The following is a 16,107-nucleotide window of genomic DNA, read 5'->3' as shown; positions in this document are numbered from 1 at the left end:
CGCGGCGCCGAATCGGACGCGCCGGGGGAGCGGGGCCGTGCGATGGTCGAAACGGGAGAGAGGTGAAGGCCGATGCAGACATCATCGACGGCTGGGACGCTGTTGCGGCGCGTCCTGCCGGACCCCGAGAAGCCCGGGCGCGTCCTCGCGCTAATGAGCGGTGTCGAGCGGGCCGAGTCACTCGACGGTCTCGCGGAAGCGCTCAGGAAAGCGGTGCGCGCGGTTCCGCTGGGCAGGGGCAGGGACCTCCTGCACGGCCGCTGGCTGGGACATCCGGTGCACCCGGTGCTGGTGGAGGTCCCGGTCGGCGCCTGGATCTCCGCAGCCGTGCTGGACACCGTGCCCGGCGGCGGCCGCGCCGCGGGGCTCCTCGTCGGAGTGGGGCTCGCCGGCGCCGTGCCCGCCGCGGTTGCCGGGCTCGTCGACTGGGCCGAGCTGGAACGGCCGCAGGCGCGGGTCGGCCTGCTGCACGCCACGCTCAACGTGAGTGCCGTCGCCTGCTACACGGCGTCCTTCGCGGCGCGGCTCACCGGCCACGGCCTGCGCGGGCGGGCCTACGCGCTCGTAGGGCTGTGCACCATGGGCGCCGCCGCCGCGGTGGGCGGCCACCTGGCCTACCGCCAGGCGGCCGGCGCGAACCATGCCGAGTCCGTGCCCCATCTGGTGCCGCCCGGCTGGCACTCCGTCGGTCCGCTGGAGGACTTTCCGCACGAGCAGCCCGTGCGCCGCATGGTGGGGGAGGTGGCGGTCGCGGTGGTCCGCGACGGCGACGGCTCCTGCCGCGCGCTGGCCGACGTGTGCAGCCATGACGGCGGCCCGCTGTCGCAGGGGCACGTCGAGGACGGCTGCCTGCTGTGTCCCTGGCACGGCAGCTCCTTCCGTCTCGCCGACGGCTGGAACGCCACCGGGCCCGCCACCGCCCCCCAGCCGGCCTTCGACACCCGCGTCGACGACGGCCGGCTGTACGTACGCCTGCGCACCCCGCCGCCCGTGCGCCACTGAGCCGTTCGGCTCGCCGCCGGGGTCCGCGGCGGTCACCACCGCTTGGCGTCCACCTCCGTCAGGTGGACGCCCTTGCGTGCGCTCCACGATGCGCAGCGCCGCCCCCGCCGACCCTATCCCGCCCCGCCCGGCCCCCGGGTGGACCACTCACGAGTGCGGATTGCCGAGAGACACCTGAGGCTGGGGTTATGGCAGAACAGCGTGCCCGCTCGTCCAAGCCCACCGCCGGTCGCGGCGGCAGCCGTGCCACGCGTGTCAAGGGCGCCGAGGACGCCGCCCTGCGCGCGTCCCGCGGTCTCAGCAAACTGATCGGCCACGAGACCGAAGGCTGCTCGGAGGTCACACCGGCAGACGACCACGGCTGGCGTGTGGCCGTGGACGTGGTGGAGGTCCCACGCATCCCCGACACCACGAGCCTGCTGGCGACCTACGAGGTGGACCTTGCCGACGACGGCACGCTCCGCGGCTACCGCCGTGTCCGCCGGTACCGACGGGGCGCCGTCGACACGTGACCCGAGCCGCTCGTGCTCCCTGCGAAGTCCCCCCGACCGAAAGAAGCGTGCCGCCGTGACCGTCATAACCGATGAAGTCGTCTGCGCTCCGCGCGCCGGCACTCTCTACGACGTCCTCGACCTCATTCTCGACCGTGGCATCGTCATCGACGTCTTCCTGCGGGTGTCCCTTGTCGGGATCGAGATCCTGAAGGTCGACGCCCGCATCGTCGTGGCCAGCGTCGACACCTATCTGCGCTTCGCGGAAATCTGCAACAGGCTCGACCTGGACCACGACTCCACGAGCAGGACCGTCCCGGAGCTGTTCGGCGGCGCGTCCGGTTCTGCGGCCCGAGTCGGCGCCAAGAAGGCCGCGACCTCGGTAGGCGGCAAGGTCAAGGACGCGCTCGGCATGGGCGACGGACACGACGACGAGGACGACGAACGCGATGAGCGCGACGAGGACGACGACAAGCAGCCCCGGCGCCGTACCGCCTCCCGCAGTTCGGGGAGCCGCACCCGCTCCCGGCACCGCGACGACGAAGGCTGAGCAGCTGTGAGCATCTATCTGTACGGAGTGACCCGGGCCGAGGTGCCCGTACCCCGCGGCGTCCGCGGCGTCGGCGACCCCCCGGGCAAGCTGCGCAAGCTGGTTGCGGGCGGGCTGGCCGCCGTGGTCGGCGACGCCCCCGAGGGCCTGCGTGCCCGCCGCCGGTATGTGCAGGCCCACCAGGAGGTGCTGCTCGCGCTCGCCGCCGGCGGCCCGCTGTTGCCCACACGCTTCGGCGTCGTCGTCGCGGACGACGAGGCCGTGACCGGCAGGCTGCACGCCGACGCGCACGGCTACGCGGCGGCCCTGGACCGGGTGGCCGGCCGCTGCGAGATGAACCTCAAGGCCTCGCCGGTGGAAGCCGGGGTCGCCGACCTCGTCCGCGAGGACCCGCGCCTGCAGCGGCTGCGGCAGGAGAGCCGGCGGCGTCCCGGATACGACGTGAGCATCCGGCTCGGCGAGGCCGTCGAGACCGGGCTGCGGCGCCGGGCCGTCGGCGCCGCGCAGCAGGTGGCGTCGGTGCTCAGCGGACTCGCCGACGAGGTGCAGGCAGGCCCCGAAGTGCCGGGCTGCGTCCTCAACGTCTCCTTCCTCGTGGCCGCCGACCGGGTGGCCGAATGCCGTGCCGCCTTCGACGGCGCCGCCGACCGGGTCGCCGGCCGCGCCGAACTCCGCCTGACCGGACCGCTGCCCTGTTACAGCTTCTCCGGACTGCCCGCCCCCGCCGGTGCCTGACATGGGCGTACTCAAGGCCCTGCTGTTCCTGCCGCTCGCCCCCGTCCAGGGCGTCAGCTGGATCACCGGCGTCCTGCAGGACGCAGCGGTTGCCGAGATGTACGACCCTGCCGTGCTGCGGGCACGGCTGGCTGCCCTCCACCGTGCCTACGACGAGGGCGAGATCGACGACGAACGGTTCGAGGCCGCGGAAGAACAGCTGCTCGACCTGCTCGAACGGCCCGCTCCCGGGCGGTAGACGACGGCTCACCCCTCGAAAGGTGCTCGCTGATGAACAGCACGTGCAGGACCGCGATCGCCGCGGCAGTGGCAGGCGGATACGTCCTCGGGCGTACGCGGAAGGCGAAGATGGCGTTCGCCATCGGCACCCTCCTCGCCGGCCGCCGCTTCGGACTCAACCCGGCGTCCCTCGCCGCCGAAGGCGTCCGCCAGCTCCGGGAGACCCCCCACCTGGCCGGGCTCCGCGAGCAGATCGGCGGAGACCTCGTCGAGGCGGCACGAGCGGCGGCCTCCGCGTCCGCCGACCGCCGCTTCTCCGCCTTCGCCGACACCCTCCGCGAGCGCGGGCGCGAGGACACGGGGGGCGAGGACCTGGAGGACGAGGACTACGAGGACGAGCCGGAGGAGCCGGACGAGTCGGAGGAGCCGGACGAGCCGGACGAGCCGGACGAGCCGGAGGAGGAGTCCTCCGAGCGCCGCCAGGCACCCGCCAGGGAACGGAAGAAGGCGCCCGCGAAGAAGGCTGCGGCCAAGAAGACCGGCCCGGCGAAGAAGGCCGCCGCCCGCGGGAAGGCGGCGCCCGCCAAGAAGGCCGCGGCCAAGAAGACCGCGCCGAGCCGGTCGCGGTCCACGACGAGCCGGCGCGGGAGGTAGGCAGACATGGCCAAGCAGAAGGAGAAGTCGAGCGCTCCCACGGGATTGGACGACCTCCGCGAGGAGTTCGGCCACTTCTTGTCCGGTATGACGCAGGGGTGGATCGACAAGGCGAGCGACAAGGTGTCGGGCCTGACCGACCGGCTGTCCGACGCGGCCGAAGGCACGGGCGATGGCGCGGGCGGCCTGCTGGGCATCGGCAGCCGCGTCCTGCACGGCGAGTCGCCGCTCAAGGCGGCGGTCGGGCAGAAGACGAAGGACGCCAAGGACTCGGTGGTCGGCAAGGTCAAGGACGCGTTCGGAGGCGGCGGAGGAGGCGGTGCCGGCAAGGGCGGCAACGTCAAGGCCGTCAACATCGTCGAGTCCCTCGACGTCGGGGTCTCCCTGCGCACGGCGTACGACCAGTGGACGCAGTTCGAGGACTTCAGCGACTTCACCAAGGGCGTGCGCGGGGTCTCGCAGGAGGACGACACCGAGACCACCTGGAACCTCAAGGTCGGTCCCTCCAGCCGTAGCTGGAAGGCGACCATCCAGGAGCAGATCCCCGACGAGCGGATCGTGTGGACGTCGGAGGGCGCCAAGGGCAGCACGACGGGCTGCGTGAGCTTCCACGAGCTCGGCCCCAGCCTGACCCGGATCCTGGTCGTGGTGGAGTACAGCCCCGCCGGCTTCTTCGAGAAGACCGGCAACCTGTGGCGGGCGCAGGGCCGGCGGCTCCGTCTCGACCTCAAGCACTTCGGGCGGCACATCACCCTCCACGCGGACGAGGAGCTGGAGGGCTGGCGCGGCGAGGTCCGCGACGGCGAGGTCGTGCGCTCCCACGAGGAAGGCCTGGAGGACGACGAGACCGACGAGAACGGCGAGGAGTACGACCAGGACGAGGAGGACGGTGAGGGCGAGGAGGACGCCGAGGGCGAGGACGGCGAGGACGGCGAGGACGTGGACGAGGAGCTCGACGAGGAAGAAGAGGACGAGGACGAAGAAGAGGACGAGCCTCGCAAGAGCCGGCGGAGCCGGAGATGACCACGCTCGACTTCCCCGGGACAGCCGGCACCTACAGCCCGACGCCCTCCACGGCGAACCTCGCCGACATCCTCGAACGCATCCTGGACAAGGGCATCGTCATCGCAGGGGACATCAAGATCGAACTCCTGGACATCGAGCTGCTCACCATCCGGCTGCGGCTGTTCATCTCATCCGTGGAGACGGCGAAGAAGGCCGGTATCGACTGGTGGGAGACCGACCCCGCGCTCTCGTCCCGCGCCGCGGAAAATGCACTGGCCAGGGAGAACGAGGATCTGCGCGGCCGGCTGGCCGAGCTGGAGGGCCGGCCGGCCGGCACACCGCGGCGTACCCGGGCCAAGGCGGGCGCATGACCGCCACAGACCTGAGCCTGCCCCACGCCGGCACTGCGGGCGGGGACGCGACGGCCACCTGCGTCTTCGCTGTGCGGAGAGACGACGCGCCGGAATGGCTGCCGGAGAGTCCGGGCCATGCCGGAGGGGGTCCCGTCGGCCTGCTGGCACTCCCGGGCGGCGGCCTGCAGGCCGTCGTCCAGCCGGTGGCCGCCGCGGACTTCACAGAAGAGGCGTTGCGCCGGCGGCTCAGCGACCCGGTCGAACTCGAACGCTGCGCCCGCACCCACCATGCGGTGATCACCGCGGCCGCCGCCGACGGCCCGGTTGTCCCCCTGCCGCTGGCCACCCTCTTCACCGGCGTCGACCGGGCCGTCGCCGCTCTCGCCGACCAGCGGGCGCACTTTCTCGCGGCGCTCGACCGGGTGACAGGGCGCGCGGAATGGGCGGTCAAGGTCCACGTGGAGCCGAGCGAACCCGCCAGGGCCGCCCCGGACGAGGGCACCGACCCGGCGACCGTCGGGACCGGCGCGGGAGCGGCGTATCTGGCCCGGGTACGCGGCAGGGAAAGGGACCGCCGAGCCCGCCAGGAGGCGGTCCTGCGCGTGGCAGGGCACGTCCACGAGGTCGCCGCGGCCTTCGCGGTGGCCGCCGTACGCCGGACACCGCACAGCACCGAGATCACCGGCAAGGACCGGCCGCAGGTGCTCAACGCGGCTTACCTCGTGGACGACGCCAGGGCAGCCGAGCTGGTCGCCGCCGTCCGTGCTCTCGACGGCACCCACACCGGACTCGACGTCCACATCGAGGTGTCCGGGCCGTGGGTGCCGTACTCCTTCACCCGTTCCGGCGAGGGGACGGGGCTGTGACCGCCGGCAGCGATGTCGTCCCATGGCTGGGTCCCGACAGCGGTGCGCCGCTCGGTGTGCCCCTCGTCGACCTGCTCGACCGGGTCCTCGCCACCGGAGTCGTCATCAGCGGCGACCTCGTCATCGCCATCGCCGACGTGCCGCTCGTCCGGCTCTCCCTGCACGCCCTGCTCGCTTCGGTCAGCGAACGCGTTCCCGCCCCCTGGGGCGACGGAGGACCGCTGTGACCGGCAGCCGCGTCGACCTCGACGCCGACAACGCCGCCCGTGACCTGGTCTCCCTGGTGCTCACCCTGATCGAGCTGATCCGCCAGCTGCTCGAACGCCAGGCCGTCCGCCGCCTCGACCAGGCCGACCTCACCCCCGAGCAGGAGGAGCGCCTGGGGACCGCCCTGATGCACCTCGACCAGGCCATGACCGACCTCTGCGCCCACCACGACCTGCGCCGCGAGGACCTCAACCTCCACCTCGGCCCCCTGGGACCGCTTCTGGCAGAAAATCCCTGGTGAGGCGGGCCGGTGCATTGACGAGTCGGACACGGCTTCGGTCGAGTGCGATCCGCACGAGCAGGCCGGTGGCCGTGGGGGCGGCCGCCCTGGTCGAGGAGGGTCTCGTGGGTTCGGCCCACCTGTTCGGCGAGGTCCGCTCCGGCGCGGCGGGTTCCACGGAGGCGTGGAACAGCAGGGTGGCCATCAGCGCGGTGTCCACGTCGTGTCCATGGCGTCGGTGACGGACAGGCGCAGGGCGTCGGCACGGTTGGCGACGGGGGCCAGGACCCGCCATCTCGTGTCGCCTTCGCGTGTCTGAACCCAGCTCCCCGGGTCCGCAGGACCGTGTCGTAGACGGCGCAGGACAGCGGAATCCGGACGTCCCCGCTCGAGCGCCCTTCAGGCGCGCAGCGCCGCTCCGATCTCGCGCAGGAAGTCGTCGAGGTCGTCGGGTGTGCGGGAGGTGACGAGCGTCCATCCGCCCGCGTCGCTGACGACGGCGCGGTCCGCCCACTGACCCCCGGCGTTGCCGATGTCCGTGCGCAGCGACGGGTAGGACGTCAGGGTCTTGCCGCGCACCACGTCCGCCTCCACCAGCGCCCACGGGCCGTGGCAGATCGCCGCGACCGGGCGCCCGGAGTCCGCGAAGGCGCGGACCGCCGCGACGGCCGTACGCTCCATCCGCAGGTGGTCGGCGTTCAGCGCGCCGCCCGGCACCAGCAGCAGGTCGTACGAGGTGGTGTCGGCCGCGTCGATGGTGGTATCCGGATCGACTGAGCGGCCCGGGTCCTTGTCGCCCACAAGCGTCTGCACCGGCTCCTCCGACACGGCTGCCACATCGACATGGGCACCCTTGTCGCGGAGGCGTTCGACGGGCACGACCAGCTCGTCCTGCTCGACTCCGTAGTTGGTCACCACCGTGAGGACCCTGCGCCCCTGGAGATCGTTCCCTGCCATGGGCTGCTCCTTTCCTGGCTGTGGTCGTCTACGGGTACCCGCGAGCGCTGCCCGTATGCGGCGAGGTCACCCTGCGGTGTGACCGGGCCGCGGGCCGCGCTGGTTCAGCCGTGCCGACGCCCGGTCGTTGAGGGCGCTGCCCCAGGTCCGGAGCCGGCGCCACACGGGAGGCAGGCCCTGGTCCGCTTCCTCCTCCACTTCGCGACCCGGCGTCATCGGGGAGGCGTCGCCCTCGAAGGGCGCGGAGGGCAGGGCACGGGACATGAGCCCGGTGAGCTTCGTGGTGAGCACGGGGGCCACTCCACGGCCGAGGTCCGCGGCTTTCGCGGCGGGCGTGAGCACGATACGGGTCCTGCGACGCTCGACCGCCGTGACGATCCGCGCGGCGGCCCTGCGGGCGTCCATCGACAGCAGCGGGCTGCCGGCCGCAGCCGAGAACCATCCGAACTCCCGCCGGTGTTGCCCGCCGAACTCGGCAGCCAGGTGCGAGCCGGTCCGCATCAGCCCGGGATGCACGGCGGTGACGCTCACGCTGCTGCCTGCCAACTCCGCGTGCAACCCCTCGGCCAGCCCCGCCACCGCGAACTTGGCGCACGAGTACGGCAGCAGGTGCGGTGCGGCGACCAGGCCGCCCACCGAGCCGACCAGCGCGAGGCGCCCTCCGGCCGGGCTGCGCCGTAGCCAGGGCAACGCCTCCAGGGCGGTGTGCACCGAACCCATGAAGATCGTGCCGGACGCCGACGCGAAGTCCTCGGGACCCAGTGCGTCCAGCGGCGCGACCTGGATGATTCCGGCGTTCGCCACGACCACGTCCAGGCCGCCTTGCGCCTGCGCCGCCTCCCCCATCAGGGCGGACACCTGGCTACGCTCGGTCACATCGCATCGCACGGTCCGCACGGCGGCTCCGGTGCGGCCGCGCGTCAGGTACTCGCGCGCCCTGTCCAGCTCCTCCCCGTCGCGCGCGGCGATGGTCACGGCGCACCTTCGCAGGACCAGCTGCTCGGCGATGACCAGGCCGAGCCCGCGCGAACCGCCGGTCACCACTGCTGACAGACCTGTCAGAGACTGCTTCCTGGACGGTGTGAACAGTCCGAGCACGGCGGTTCCTCCTCAGGCGTTCCGTTCCGGGCCGGCGGCGACGGCGTGCCCGTCAGCGGCCGAGCGCCTTGCTCAGTTCGGACTTGCTCATCTGGGAGCGGCCCTTGATGTTGCGCTGCCTGGCCTCGTTGTAGAGCTGGTCCTTCGTCGGCCCCTGCGAGCCGGAGTGGGAGCGCTGCCCGCCACGCTTGGACGAGGACATGTCCTGGGTCGAGGTGCGGCTCGCGGTCCTGGACTCACCGGACCGGGCACGCTCCTTGTTCACCGTGCGCGCGGCGATCTCCTCCGCCCGCTTGTCGGACTCGCCGCGCTCCTTGGCGCTGTCCTTGATGTGCTCGTACTGCCGCTCGCGCTTGGCGCTCGATCCCCTGGGCATGGTGGTCGCCTCTCTGAGCCGTGGACGGACCGCACCCGCTTCCCTGGCCGCGGGCGTGTCCCTGCTGCGCCTGCCCATTGCTGTGCCGCGCACGCACGCACACACGTCCGGCCAGGGCAGGCGGTGTTTACTTGGCCGGATGAGCCGTGGCAACGCCCCGAAAAGCATCGCCGAGAGCCCCCGGGTGCGCCGGAGGACCGACGCCGACCTCGACGCCTGCGTCAGGAGTCTTGGCGAGGTCCACAGGGGCGACGGCTATCCGGTGAACTGGCCGGACCGCCCCGCCCAGTGGTTGGCGCCGCCCGCGCAGCTCGCGGCATGGGTTGCCGAGCTGGACGGGCGCGTCGTCGGCCACGCCGGGCTGTCCCGGAGTGAGGAGGGTGACGCCGCTGCCGCCCTGTGGAACCGCCGCGGGGGAGCGGGCGCCGGCGAGGCGGCGGTCGTCGGCCGGCTGTTCGTCGCTCTGGCCGCCCGCGGCCACGGGATCGGAGCTCTCCTGATGGCGCAGGTGGTGGCGGAGGCCCGGGAGCACGGTCTGCACCCCGTGCTGGACGTCGTGGCCTCCGACAGTTCGGCCGTGGCGCTGTACGAGCGCCTCGGCTGGGAACTGCTCGGCACCGTCGAGCAGCGGTGGAGCCCGCAGCAGACCGTCACGGTGCGCTGCTACGCGGCGGGAAGCTGACCGCGCGGCCTTCCTGCAGCCGGAGGCCGGGCCGCAGCTCTGCGGACAGGCAGGGCGCAGCTCACGATCGCCTGCCTGCCGACGGAGTGGTGGTGTCGGGAAGACCGGTCAGAGCGGCGGCCGGCGCGGTGTCGTCCGACGACGCACCCAGCCACTCGCACATCAGGACGGTGGCATCGTCCTGAAGCCGTCCCTGGTGGTAGTCGAGCACGGCGTGGACGAGCCGGCGCAAGGTCTCCGGGAGCGGGAGGCCGTCGGCGTGGTGGCGGATGAGGAAGTCGGTGAAGCGGTCCCGGCCGAATTCGGCCCCACCCGGGCGGCGGGCCTCGGTGATGCCGTCGGTGAACAGGACGATGCGGTCCCCGGGTTGCAACTGCGCGCGGCAGACCGTGGTGTCCAGACCGAGGTCGGTGCCCATGGGATGAGCCGGCGTGCAGTCCAGGTGGCTGGTCCAGCGGTTGTCGCGGATGAGGATCGGCGGCAGATGCCCGCGGTTGATCCAAGCGAGCAGACCGCTCCGCGTGTCGAGGGTGGCCAGGATCCCGGTGACGTATCGTTCCCGGCCGTACTGCCCGATCAGGGCGGCCTCCACCGCCTCGCCCTTGCTGATCAGGTCGGCGCCCTGCCGACGCGCGTTGCGGCAGGCCCCCAGTGCCAGCCCGGCGCACAGGCCCGCCGCGGTGTCGTGACCCATCGCGTCGAAGATGGTCAGGTGGACCAGCGGACCGTCCAGGGCGTATTCGTAGGCGTCGCCGCTGATCTCGTAGGCCGGTTCCATGGACGCGGCGATCACGACCCGCCCGTCGGCGTAGGTCCGCTGCGGCATCAGGTTCCACTGCATCTCGGCGGCGACGGTCATCGGCTCGTTCCGCATCAGCCGGGCCAGGGTGTCGCTGGACTCCTGCTTGCCCACGATGATCAGCGCCAGCAGCGCGGCCAGCCGGTTGGCGTCCTGGCGGGCGCGGGCGTCGTCGTTCCGCGAAGTGACGCGCAGCACCCCGACCCGCTCGGTGCCGTCCACCAGCGGCACCCACCAGTGGGCACCGCTCGCGTCCGCCGGTGCGGCCGGGACGAGGTCGCCGTACTGGAAGGCCCTTCCGGCCGCCGTACCGTCGATCGCGATGGCGGGCTCGCCCTGCGCCCCCGCTCCCCGGCGGCCCGGCAGCAGGTGCAGGCCTCTGGCGGTGAGATCCGCGACGTAGATGAGCACTTCGCTGAACCCCGCCGCACGGACCTCCTCCGCGGTCTTGTCCGCGAGAGCTTCCACCGGCATCAGGTGACTGGCGTCCAGCAGCCCTGCGAGCATCGCCCGCCCGCCCGCATCCCTGTCCTGGCCCACGCTGCGCTCCCGCCTTCCGCGCCGACCCCACCACCTCCTTCCAGACAACCACAAAAGGAATGATCGGGATCAGATCCACTGCGCCGGTGCGGTCACCGCCGCAGCACGTGTGCCCGAAACGGCGTCGGCCGCGGTGACGGTGCCGACCTGACGGCCTGTCGGGCGGTGTCTCCGGGTCCCTCCGGCCGGGGTTGTGTCGATCGGTGTTTCCCGGGCACGCGGCCTCAGGTACGGATCCAGAACGACAGGAAGGAACGTGGACATGTCCGTCGTCGAGGAATCGGTCGAGGTCCAGGTACCGGTGACGACCGCGTACAACCAGTGGACGCAGTTCGAGGACTTCCCGCAGTTCATGGAAGGCGTCGAGCGCATCGAGCAGCGCACGCCCACCCTCACCCACTGGGTGACGTCGATCGGTGGCGCCAAGCGCGAGTTCGATGCGGAGATCACCGAGCAGATCCCGGACGAGCGGGTCGCGTGGACGACCGTGGAGGGCGAGGCCCGTCAGGCCGGAGTGGTCACCTTCCACCGGCTCGACGACACCCGCACCAAGGTCATGCTGCAGTTGGAGCACGACCCGCAGGGCATCGCCGAGACCGTCGGCGACAAGCTCGGCTTCGTCCGCCGGCAGGCCAAGGGCGACCTCAAGCGGTTCAAGCAGTACATCGAGTCCCGCGGCTTCGAGTCCGGGGCCTGGCGAGGACAGGTCTGACCGGAGCAGGTCCGACCCCCTCGTATCCACCGGCCCGGCCGGCCCGGCGCGCCCGGGCGGCCGGGCCGGATCGATGTGTCCGATTGCCCGCCACCGGCCCGGCGGCTTCCCGCGTAGGTGGCCCGCCTGCGGCGGCAGGACCCGGACCCGGACGTCCGCGCCGCCGTCAAGGGGCTGGCCGCCCGGCTTGCGGGAGCCGTATGCCGGCGTCGCTGGCCGGCGAGGCCCATGGTGCGGGAGCGGACAGCTTCGGCTACGGGCTCCTCCACGCGGCGCAGGCGGCGACGATGGCGAAGGCAGCGCGCAACCCCCCGCCGCGCCGACCACCCCGCCACGACCCGCCTCACCGGAGGCCGGCGGCCGGCCTCGGGCACGCCTGGTGCGTCCGATCGGGTGGAGTCCCCTTCAAGAACGTGTAGATGGAGCCTCTGAGCGGGCGTCTGCGGTGGGGTGTAGCGCAGACGGTGGCCCTGCGACTCCAGTGAAGTCGAAAGTGGTGAGGCATGCTCCTGTTCCGCAGGCGACGAGAGCGGGCGCACGCCTTGGTTCGGGAGGCGGTCCGGACAGGCTTCACGGTGGCGGACCGGCGGCTGCCGGTGGCCGAGTCCGCAAAGGTGCTGCTGCGCAAGGCGTTCCCCGACCACTGGAGCTTCCTGCTCGGCGAGATCGCCCTCTACAGCTTCGTGGTGCTTCTCCTCACCGGCACCTGGCTGACGCTGTTCTTCGAGCCGGGTACGAAGCAGGCTCCCTATCAGGGGAGTTACGTGCCGCTCGTTGGGCTGCCGGTGTCCGCGGCGTACGACTCGACGGTGCACATCAGCTTCGAGATCCGCGGAGGCCTGCTGCTACGGCAGATGCACCACTGGGCGGCGCTGCTCTTCGTCGCCGCGATCGGCGTGCACATGCTGCGGATCTTCTTCACCGGATCCTTTCGCCGGCCGCGCGAGGCCAACTGGATGATCGGCATCCTGCTCTTCATGCTCGCACTGCTCGAAGGCTTCTGCGGCTACTCGCTGCCCGACGACCTGCTGTCGGGCACGGGACTGCGGACCGCCCACACCATCGTGATGTCGATCCCCGTCGTGGGTACATATCTGGCCTTCTTCCTGTGGGACGGATCCTTCCCCGGCCACCTGCTCAACCAGCGGCTGTACATCATGCACGTGCTGTTCGTGCCCGGAGCCCTGATTGCCCTGGTCACCCTGCACCTGATCCTGGTGGTCTACCTCAAGCACACCCAGTGGAGCGGTCCCGGCCGGACGAACGGCAATGTGGTCGGCCAGCCGATGTTCCCGCACTTCGTCGCGAAGTCGAGCGGTCTGTTCTTCCTCGTCACGGCGTTGCTAGCCGCACTGGGGGCGGTGGCGCAGATCAACCCGGTCTGGGCCTACGGCCCGTTCCGTCCTGACCAGGTGAGCACCGGCGCGCAACCGGACTGGTACGTGGGGTTCCTGGAAGGGGCGATGCGCCTCACGCCCCGCTGGGAGACGTCGGCGGCCGGCCACACGGTCATGTGGAACGTCTTCCTGCCGACGGTGGTGCTGCCCGGGGTGCTGTTCGCGCTGCTCTTCTGCTATCCGCTCTTCGAACGGTGGGTCACCGGCGACCGGGGGGAGCGGCACCTGTGCGACCGTCCGCGTGACGTGCCGGTACGGACCGCCTTCGGGGTGGCTGCCGTCGTCGCCTACGCGGTCCTGCTGGCGGCGGGCGGCAACGACGTCACGGCCTTCTCCTTCCGCCTGTCCGTCAACACGCTGACGTGGCTCTTCCGGGTGGGGTTCTTCGTCTTCCCGGTGGTGGCGTTCGCGGTCACCAAACGGCTGTGCCTCGCGCTGCAGTCACATGAGCGGCAGGTTCTCACGCAGGGTGAGGAGACCGGCGAGGTGACCCAGGAGGTGCACGGCGCCATGGGGCCCGGCCACGCCCCCACCGATCCCCGGCGGCTGTACCGCTTCCTGGTACGGGACCTGCCGGCCCCTGAGCCGCCCCCGGGTCCGGGCGCCCGGCGCCGCCAGCGGTTGAGGGCGGCCCTGAACAGCTGGTATTTCCGGCACCGGGTGGCCCTGCCGGCCACACCGGAGCAGCGGCGCCACATCGAGGAAGTGCTGGCCCAACCAGAACGGAAGACACCATGACGCGGACCGACAGCCGGGCAGCGGTGCCGGAGCCGACGGTCGGCGTGGACCAGGGAAGCCCGTTCGGGCGCCGGCTGCTGGGATATGTCACCACCACCGACCACAAGGTCATCGGCGCGATGTATCTGGTGACCGCGTTCTGCTTCTTCCTCTTCGCCGGGCTGCTCGCCATGGGCATGCGGGCCGAACTTGCCCGGCCGGGACTGCAGCTGTGGAGCAACTCGCAGTACAACCAGATGGTCACCATCCACGGCACCATCATGATGCTGCTGTTCGCCACTCCCACCTTCGCAGGGTTCGCCAACGCCGTGATGCCGCTGCAGATCGGCGCCCCCGACGTGGCCTTCCCGCGGCTGAACGCGCTGACTTACTGGCTGTACCTCTTCGGTGGGATCATCGTCGTCTCCGGCTTCGTCGTGCCCGGCGGCGCGGCGGCATTCGGCTGGTTCGCCTACGCCCCGCTCAACAGCGCCGTCCACTCACCCGGCGCGGGGGGCGACCTGTGGGCCATGGGGCTGGTCCTGACCGGCCTGAGTACCACCCTGGGCTCGGTGAACTTCATCGCGACCGTCGTGTGCCTGCGCGCCCCGGGCATGACGATGTTCCGAATGCCCATCTTCACCTGGAACATCCTGCTCACCTCGATCCTGGCACTGCTGGCCTTCCCCGTTCTGACCGCCCTGCTGTTCGCCCTGGAGGCCGACCGAAAGTTCGGCGCCCACGTCCTCGACCCCGCCAATGGTGGCGCGATCCTGTGGCAGCACCTGTTCTGGTTCTTCGGGCACCCCGAGGTCTACATCGTCGCGCTGCCCTTCTTCGGCATCATCACCGAGGTCATTCCGGTCTTCAGCCGCAAGCCGGTCTTCGGCTACATCGGCATGGTCGGTGCCACCATCGCCATCACGATGCTGTCGGCGGCGGTGTGGGCGCACCACATGTTCGCCACCGGGGCCGTACTGCTGCCGTTCTTCTCCCTGATGTCGTTCCTGATCGCCGTGCCCACCGGCGTGAAGTTCTTCAACTGGGTCGGAACCCTGTGGCACGGCAGCCTGTCCTTCGAAACCCCCATGCTCTGGTCGATCGGCTTCCTGGTCACGTTCCTGCTCGGTGGTCTGAGCGGGGTCCTGCTCGCCTCACCCCCGCTCGACTTCCACGTCACCGACAGCTACTTCGTCGTGGCCCACCTGCACTACGTGCTGTTCGGCACCGTGGTCTTCGCGATGTTCGCGGGCTTCTACTTCTGGTGGCCGAAGTGGACCGGCCGGATGCTCGACGAGCGCCTGGGCCGTATCCACTTCTGGACACTCTTCGTCGGCTTCCAGACCACCTTCCTGGTCCAGCACTGGATCGGCGAGCAGGGCATGCCCCGCCGCTATGCCGACTACCTGGCCGCCGACGGTCTCACCACCCTCAACACCGTCTCCTCCATCGGTGCCTTCCTGCTGGGTCTGTCCAGCCTGCCCTTCCTCTACAACGTGTGGAAGACCGCCTGGTACGCGCCCAGGGTCGAGGTGGACGACCCCTGGGGCTTCGGGCGCTCGCTGGAGTGGGCGACGTCGTGTCCGCCACCGCGGCACAACTTCCACACGCTGCCACGGATCAGATCCGACTCACCCGCCTTCGACCTGAACCACCCCGAGGCCGCGGTGCTCCCCCCGTCCACCACACCGCCCCGCCGGCCGGCACCCGGCACGCACCGGGAGAGCGCCGGATGAGGACCGAGGCGTTTCTCTTCGGCGGCGTGGCCGCGTTCTTCCTGGTCACCGGTGTGGGTTATGGGTGGTGGTCCGACCTGGAGCCGGCCGGCACCGCAGCGCTGGCGGTCGCCTTCCTCATGTCGTCGCTCATCTGCTTCTTCTTCACCCAGAACTACCGCAGGAAGGGCGCACGGCCCGAGGACGACCGCCAGGGCGAGATCTCCGACCGCAGCGGCCCCATCGACTTCTTCCCCCCGCACAGCCCCTACCCGGTGATCACGGGTTTCGGAGCGGCCGTCAGCGCCGTGGGCATCGTCTACGGGCTCTGGCTCTTCCTGATCGGCTTCGGCATCATCACCGCCGGCGTCGGAGGCCTGGTCTTCCAGTACGCCCACCGCGCCGAGGCGGCGGACTGCCGCTGATACCTGCCGCCAGGGCGGGCGCCGCATCCGTGAGCCGTCGTCGCTGAAGGAGATGACAGCGTGCCGGCCCTGGCTTGCGGCCGAACTGCGCGTGGTCCGCCCCGACGTGGTGGTCGTCAGGGCGGAGAACGGGGAAGCGGCGCACGCCGGTCTTGTGGACGGCCTGCGGGTCGCGGCCGACCTACTGCGGCCGGTCAGGGCTGCGGCCGGCAGCTCGGGCACGGCGCGATCCTGGGCCTGCGAGCAGGCAAGACGCAGGCCCTGTGTACCGGCGGCGTCACCCGCCGCGGCGGCCGGCCGACACCGCCGCGCCCACCGCGACACCGG

Annotated in this window: 20 protein-coding genes and 1 pseudogene; 17 read left to right on the top strand and 4 right to left on the bottom strand. The window is 71.4% G+C overall.

Annotated features, from left to right (window positions below):
• Nucleotides 1-72: 72 nt before the first annotated feature.
• The 11 genes from NFU81_RS26425 to NFU81_RS26375 all read left to right on the top strand — a co-directional run bounded on the left by NFU81_RS26425 (nt 73) and on the right by NFU81_RS26375 (nt 6,383).
• Nucleotides 73-1,002 carry a Rieske (2Fe-2S) protein gene (locus NFU81_RS26425; RefSeq protein WP_251494691.1) on the top strand — a complete coding sequence of 310 codons (930 nt, stop codon included), beginning with the start codon at nt 73-75 and terminating at the stop codon, nt 1,000-1,002.
• 188 nt (nt 1,003-1,190) lie between these two features.
• Complete coding sequence (gvpO, locus tag NFU81_RS26420) at nt 1,191-1,514, top strand: gas vesicle protein GvpO (RefSeq protein ID WP_251494688.1); 324 nt, start codon at nt 1,191-1,193, stop codon at nt 1,512-1,514.
• Between the two features lie 55 nt (nt 1,515-1,569).
• Entirely contained in the window at nt 1,570-2,043 is a 474-nt protein-coding gene (gvpJ, locus tag NFU81_RS26415; RefSeq protein ID WP_251494685.1) for a gas vesicle protein GvpJ, read from the top strand.
• Between the two features lie 6 nt (nt 2,044-2,049).
• Entirely contained in the window at nt 2,050-2,778 is a 729-nt protein-coding gene (locus NFU81_RS26410) for a GvpL/GvpF family gas vesicle protein (RefSeq protein WP_251494682.1), read from the top strand.
• A gap of 1 nt (nt 2,779) precedes the next feature.
• On the top strand, nt 2,780-3,016 hold the full coding sequence (locus NFU81_RS26405; protein WP_251494679.1) for a gas vesicle protein GvpG: 237 nt from the start codon (nt 2,780-2,782) through the stop codon (nt 3,014-3,016).
• 32 nt (nt 3,017-3,048) lie between these two features.
• Nucleotides 3,049-3,651 carry a hypothetical protein gene (locus NFU81_RS26400; protein ID WP_251494676.1) on the top strand — a complete coding sequence of 201 codons (603 nt, stop codon included), beginning with the start codon at nt 3,049-3,051 and terminating at the stop codon, nt 3,649-3,651.
• Between the two features lie 6 nt (nt 3,652-3,657).
• Nucleotides 3,658-4,674: an SRPBCC family protein gene (locus NFU81_RS26395; protein ID WP_251494673.1), complete on the top strand. Its 1,017-nt coding sequence runs from the start codon at nt 3,658-3,660 to the stop codon at nt 4,672-4,674.
• On the top strand, nt 4,671-5,027 hold the full coding sequence (locus NFU81_RS26390) for a gas vesicle protein (protein ID WP_251494670.1): 357 nt from the start codon (nt 4,671-4,673) through the stop codon (nt 5,025-5,027). The genes NFU81_RS26395 and NFU81_RS26390 overlap by 4 nt, the downstream gene beginning before the upstream one ends.
• On the top strand, nt 5,024-5,875 hold the full coding sequence (locus NFU81_RS26385; protein WP_251494667.1) for a GvpL/GvpF family gas vesicle protein: 852 nt from the start codon (nt 5,024-5,026) through the stop codon (nt 5,873-5,875). The genes NFU81_RS26390 and NFU81_RS26385 overlap by 4 nt, the downstream gene beginning before the upstream one ends.
• Nucleotides 5,872-6,102: a gas vesicle protein gene (locus NFU81_RS26380; RefSeq protein ID WP_251494664.1), complete on the top strand. Its 231-nt coding sequence runs from the start codon at nt 5,872-5,874 to the stop codon at nt 6,100-6,102. Before NFU81_RS26385 ends, NFU81_RS26380 begins: the two co-directional genes overlap by 4 nt.
• Entirely contained in the window at nt 6,099-6,383 is a 285-nt protein-coding gene (locus tag NFU81_RS26375; RefSeq protein ID WP_251494661.1) for a gas vesicle protein K, read from the top strand. The genes NFU81_RS26380 and NFU81_RS26375 overlap by 4 nt, the downstream gene beginning before the upstream one ends.
• Before the next feature lie 378 nt (nt 6,384-6,761).
• Here NFU81_RS26375 and NFU81_RS26370 read toward each other — a convergent pair whose 3' ends face one another.
• From NFU81_RS26370 to NFU81_RS26360, 3 genes are all read right to left on the bottom strand, one after another.
• Nucleotides 6,762-7,319, bottom strand: coding sequence for a type 1 glutamine amidotransferase domain-containing protein (locus NFU81_RS26370; RefSeq protein ID WP_251494658.1), 558 nt, complete (start codon nt 7,317-7,319; stop codon nt 6,762-6,764).
• A 66-nt stretch (nt 7,320-7,385) separates the two neighbouring features.
• A complete protein-coding gene (locus NFU81_RS26365) occupies nt 7,386-8,417 on the bottom strand; it encodes an SDR family NAD(P)-dependent oxidoreductase (protein WP_251494655.1) in 1,032 nt (343 codons plus the stop codon).
• A gap of 52 nt (nt 8,418-8,469) precedes the next feature.
• Nucleotides 8,470-8,793 (bottom strand): plasmid stabilization protein, encoded by a 324-nt coding sequence (locus NFU81_RS26360; protein ID WP_251494652.1) that lies wholly within the window; start codon nt 8,791-8,793, stop codon nt 8,470-8,472.
• Nucleotides 8,794-8,932: 139 nt separating this feature from the next.
• On the opposite strand from NFU81_RS26360, the gene NFU81_RS26355 reads away from it, so the two are divergent.
• A complete protein-coding gene (locus tag NFU81_RS26355) occupies nt 8,933-9,475 on the top strand; it encodes a GNAT family N-acetyltransferase (RefSeq protein ID WP_251494649.1) in 543 nt (180 codons plus the stop codon).
• Nucleotides 9,476-9,536: 61 nt separating this feature from the next.
• On the opposite strand, the gene NFU81_RS26350 is transcribed toward NFU81_RS26355, so the two are convergent.
• Nucleotides 9,537-10,781 carry a PP2C family protein-serine/threonine phosphatase gene (locus NFU81_RS26350; RefSeq protein WP_251494799.1) on the bottom strand — a complete coding sequence of 415 codons (1,245 nt, stop codon included), beginning with the start codon at nt 10,779-10,781 and terminating at the stop codon, nt 9,537-9,539.
• A gap of 295 nt (nt 10,782-11,076) precedes the next feature.
• Here NFU81_RS26350 and NFU81_RS26345 point away from each other — a divergent pair, with 295 nt between their 5' ends.
• The 5 genes and pseudogenes from NFU81_RS26345 to NFU81_RS41025 all read left to right on the top strand — a co-directional run.
• Nucleotides 11,077-11,526 carry an SRPBCC family protein gene (locus NFU81_RS26345; RefSeq protein ID WP_251494646.1) on the top strand — a complete coding sequence of 150 codons (450 nt, stop codon included), beginning with the start codon at nt 11,077-11,079 and terminating at the stop codon, nt 11,524-11,526.
• A gap of 503 nt (nt 11,527-12,029) precedes the next feature.
• Nucleotides 12,030-13,661, top strand: a complete 1,632-nt coding sequence (qcrB, locus tag NFU81_RS26340; protein ID WP_251494631.1) for a cytochrome bc1 complex cytochrome b subunit — start codon at nt 12,030-12,032, stop codon at nt 13,659-13,661.
• The gene (ctaD, locus tag NFU81_RS26335; protein ID WP_251494627.1) at nt 13,658-15,376 is read left to right on the top strand and encodes an aa3-type cytochrome oxidase subunit I; all 1,719 of its coding nucleotides are present in this window, start codon (nt 13,658-13,660) and stop codon (nt 15,374-15,376) included. Before qcrB ends, ctaD begins: the two co-directional genes overlap by 4 nt.
• A complete protein-coding gene (locus NFU81_RS26330; RefSeq protein ID WP_251494624.1) occupies nt 15,373-15,780 on the top strand; it encodes a cytochrome c oxidase subunit 4 in 408 nt (135 codons plus the stop codon). The genes ctaD and NFU81_RS26330 overlap by 4 nt, the downstream gene beginning before the upstream one ends.
• Nucleotides 15,781-15,832: 52 nt before the next feature.
• Nucleotides 15,833-16,107: pseudogene (locus tag NFU81_RS41025) on the top strand (hypothetical protein); the annotation flags it as partial.

Origin of the sequence: Actinacidiphila cocklensis, from assembly GCF_907177275.1 — a bacterium.
GTDB lineage: Bacteria > Actinomycetota > Actinomycetes > Streptomycetales > Streptomycetaceae > Actinacidiphila > Actinacidiphila cocklensis.
Note: the sequence above shows the minus strand (reverse complement) of the source record. Positions and strands in the feature narration are given on the sequence as shown.

What these genes read in the sequence shown, in the direction of transcription:
- NFU81_RS26425 (WP_251494691.1), top strand. Translation starts at nt 73, where the DNA reads ATGCAGACATCATCGACGGCTGGGACGCTGTTGCGGCGCGTCCTGCCG.
- gvpO (WP_251494688.1), top strand. Translation starts at nt 1,191, where the DNA reads ATGGCAGAACAGCGTGCCCGCTCGTCCAAGCCCACCGCCGGTCGCGGC.
- NFU81_RS26405 (WP_251494679.1), top strand. Translation starts at nt 2,780, where the DNA reads ATGGGCGTACTCAAGGCCCTGCTGTTCCTGCCGCTCGCCCCCGTCCAG.
- NFU81_RS26400 (WP_251494676.1), top strand. Translation starts at nt 3,049, where the DNA reads ATGAACAGCACGTGCAGGACCGCGATCGCCGCGGCAGTGGCAGGCGGA.
- NFU81_RS26395 (WP_251494673.1), top strand. Translation starts at nt 3,658, where the DNA reads ATGGCCAAGCAGAAGGAGAAGTCGAGCGCTCCCACGGGATTGGACGAC.
- NFU81_RS26390 (WP_251494670.1), top strand. Translation starts at nt 4,671, where the DNA reads ATGACCACGCTCGACTTCCCCGGGACAGCCGGCACCTACAGCCCGACG.
- NFU81_RS26385 (WP_251494667.1), top strand. Translation starts at nt 5,024, where the DNA reads ATGACCGCCACAGACCTGAGCCTGCCCCACGCCGGCACTGCGGGCGGG.
- NFU81_RS26370 (WP_251494658.1), bottom strand. Translation starts at nt 7,319, where the DNA reads ATGGCAGGGAACGATCTCCAGGGGCGCAGGGTCCTCACGGTGGTGACC.
- NFU81_RS26360 (WP_251494652.1), bottom strand. Translation starts at nt 8,793, where the DNA reads ATGCCCAGGGGATCGAGCGCCAAGCGCGAGCGGCAGTACGAGCACATC.
- NFU81_RS26355 (WP_251494649.1), top strand. Translation starts at nt 8,933, where the DNA reads ATGAGCCGTGGCAACGCCCCGAAAAGCATCGCCGAGAGCCCCCGGGTG.
- NFU81_RS26350 (WP_251494799.1), bottom strand. Translation starts at nt 10,781, where the DNA reads ATGCTCGCAGGGCTGCTGGACGCCAGTCACCTGATGCCGGTGGAAGCT.
- NFU81_RS26345 (WP_251494646.1), top strand. Translation starts at nt 11,077, where the DNA reads ATGTCCGTCGTCGAGGAATCGGTCGAGGTCCAGGTACCGGTGACGACC.
- qcrB (WP_251494631.1), top strand. Translation starts at nt 12,030, where the DNA reads ATGCTCCTGTTCCGCAGGCGACGAGAGCGGGCGCACGCCTTGGTTCGG.
- ctaD (WP_251494627.1), top strand. Translation starts at nt 13,658, where the DNA reads ATGACGCGGACCGACAGCCGGGCAGCGGTGCCGGAGCCGACGGTCGGC.
- NFU81_RS26330 (WP_251494624.1), top strand. Translation starts at nt 15,373, where the DNA reads ATGAGGACCGAGGCGTTTCTCTTCGGCGGCGTGGCCGCGTTCTTCCTG.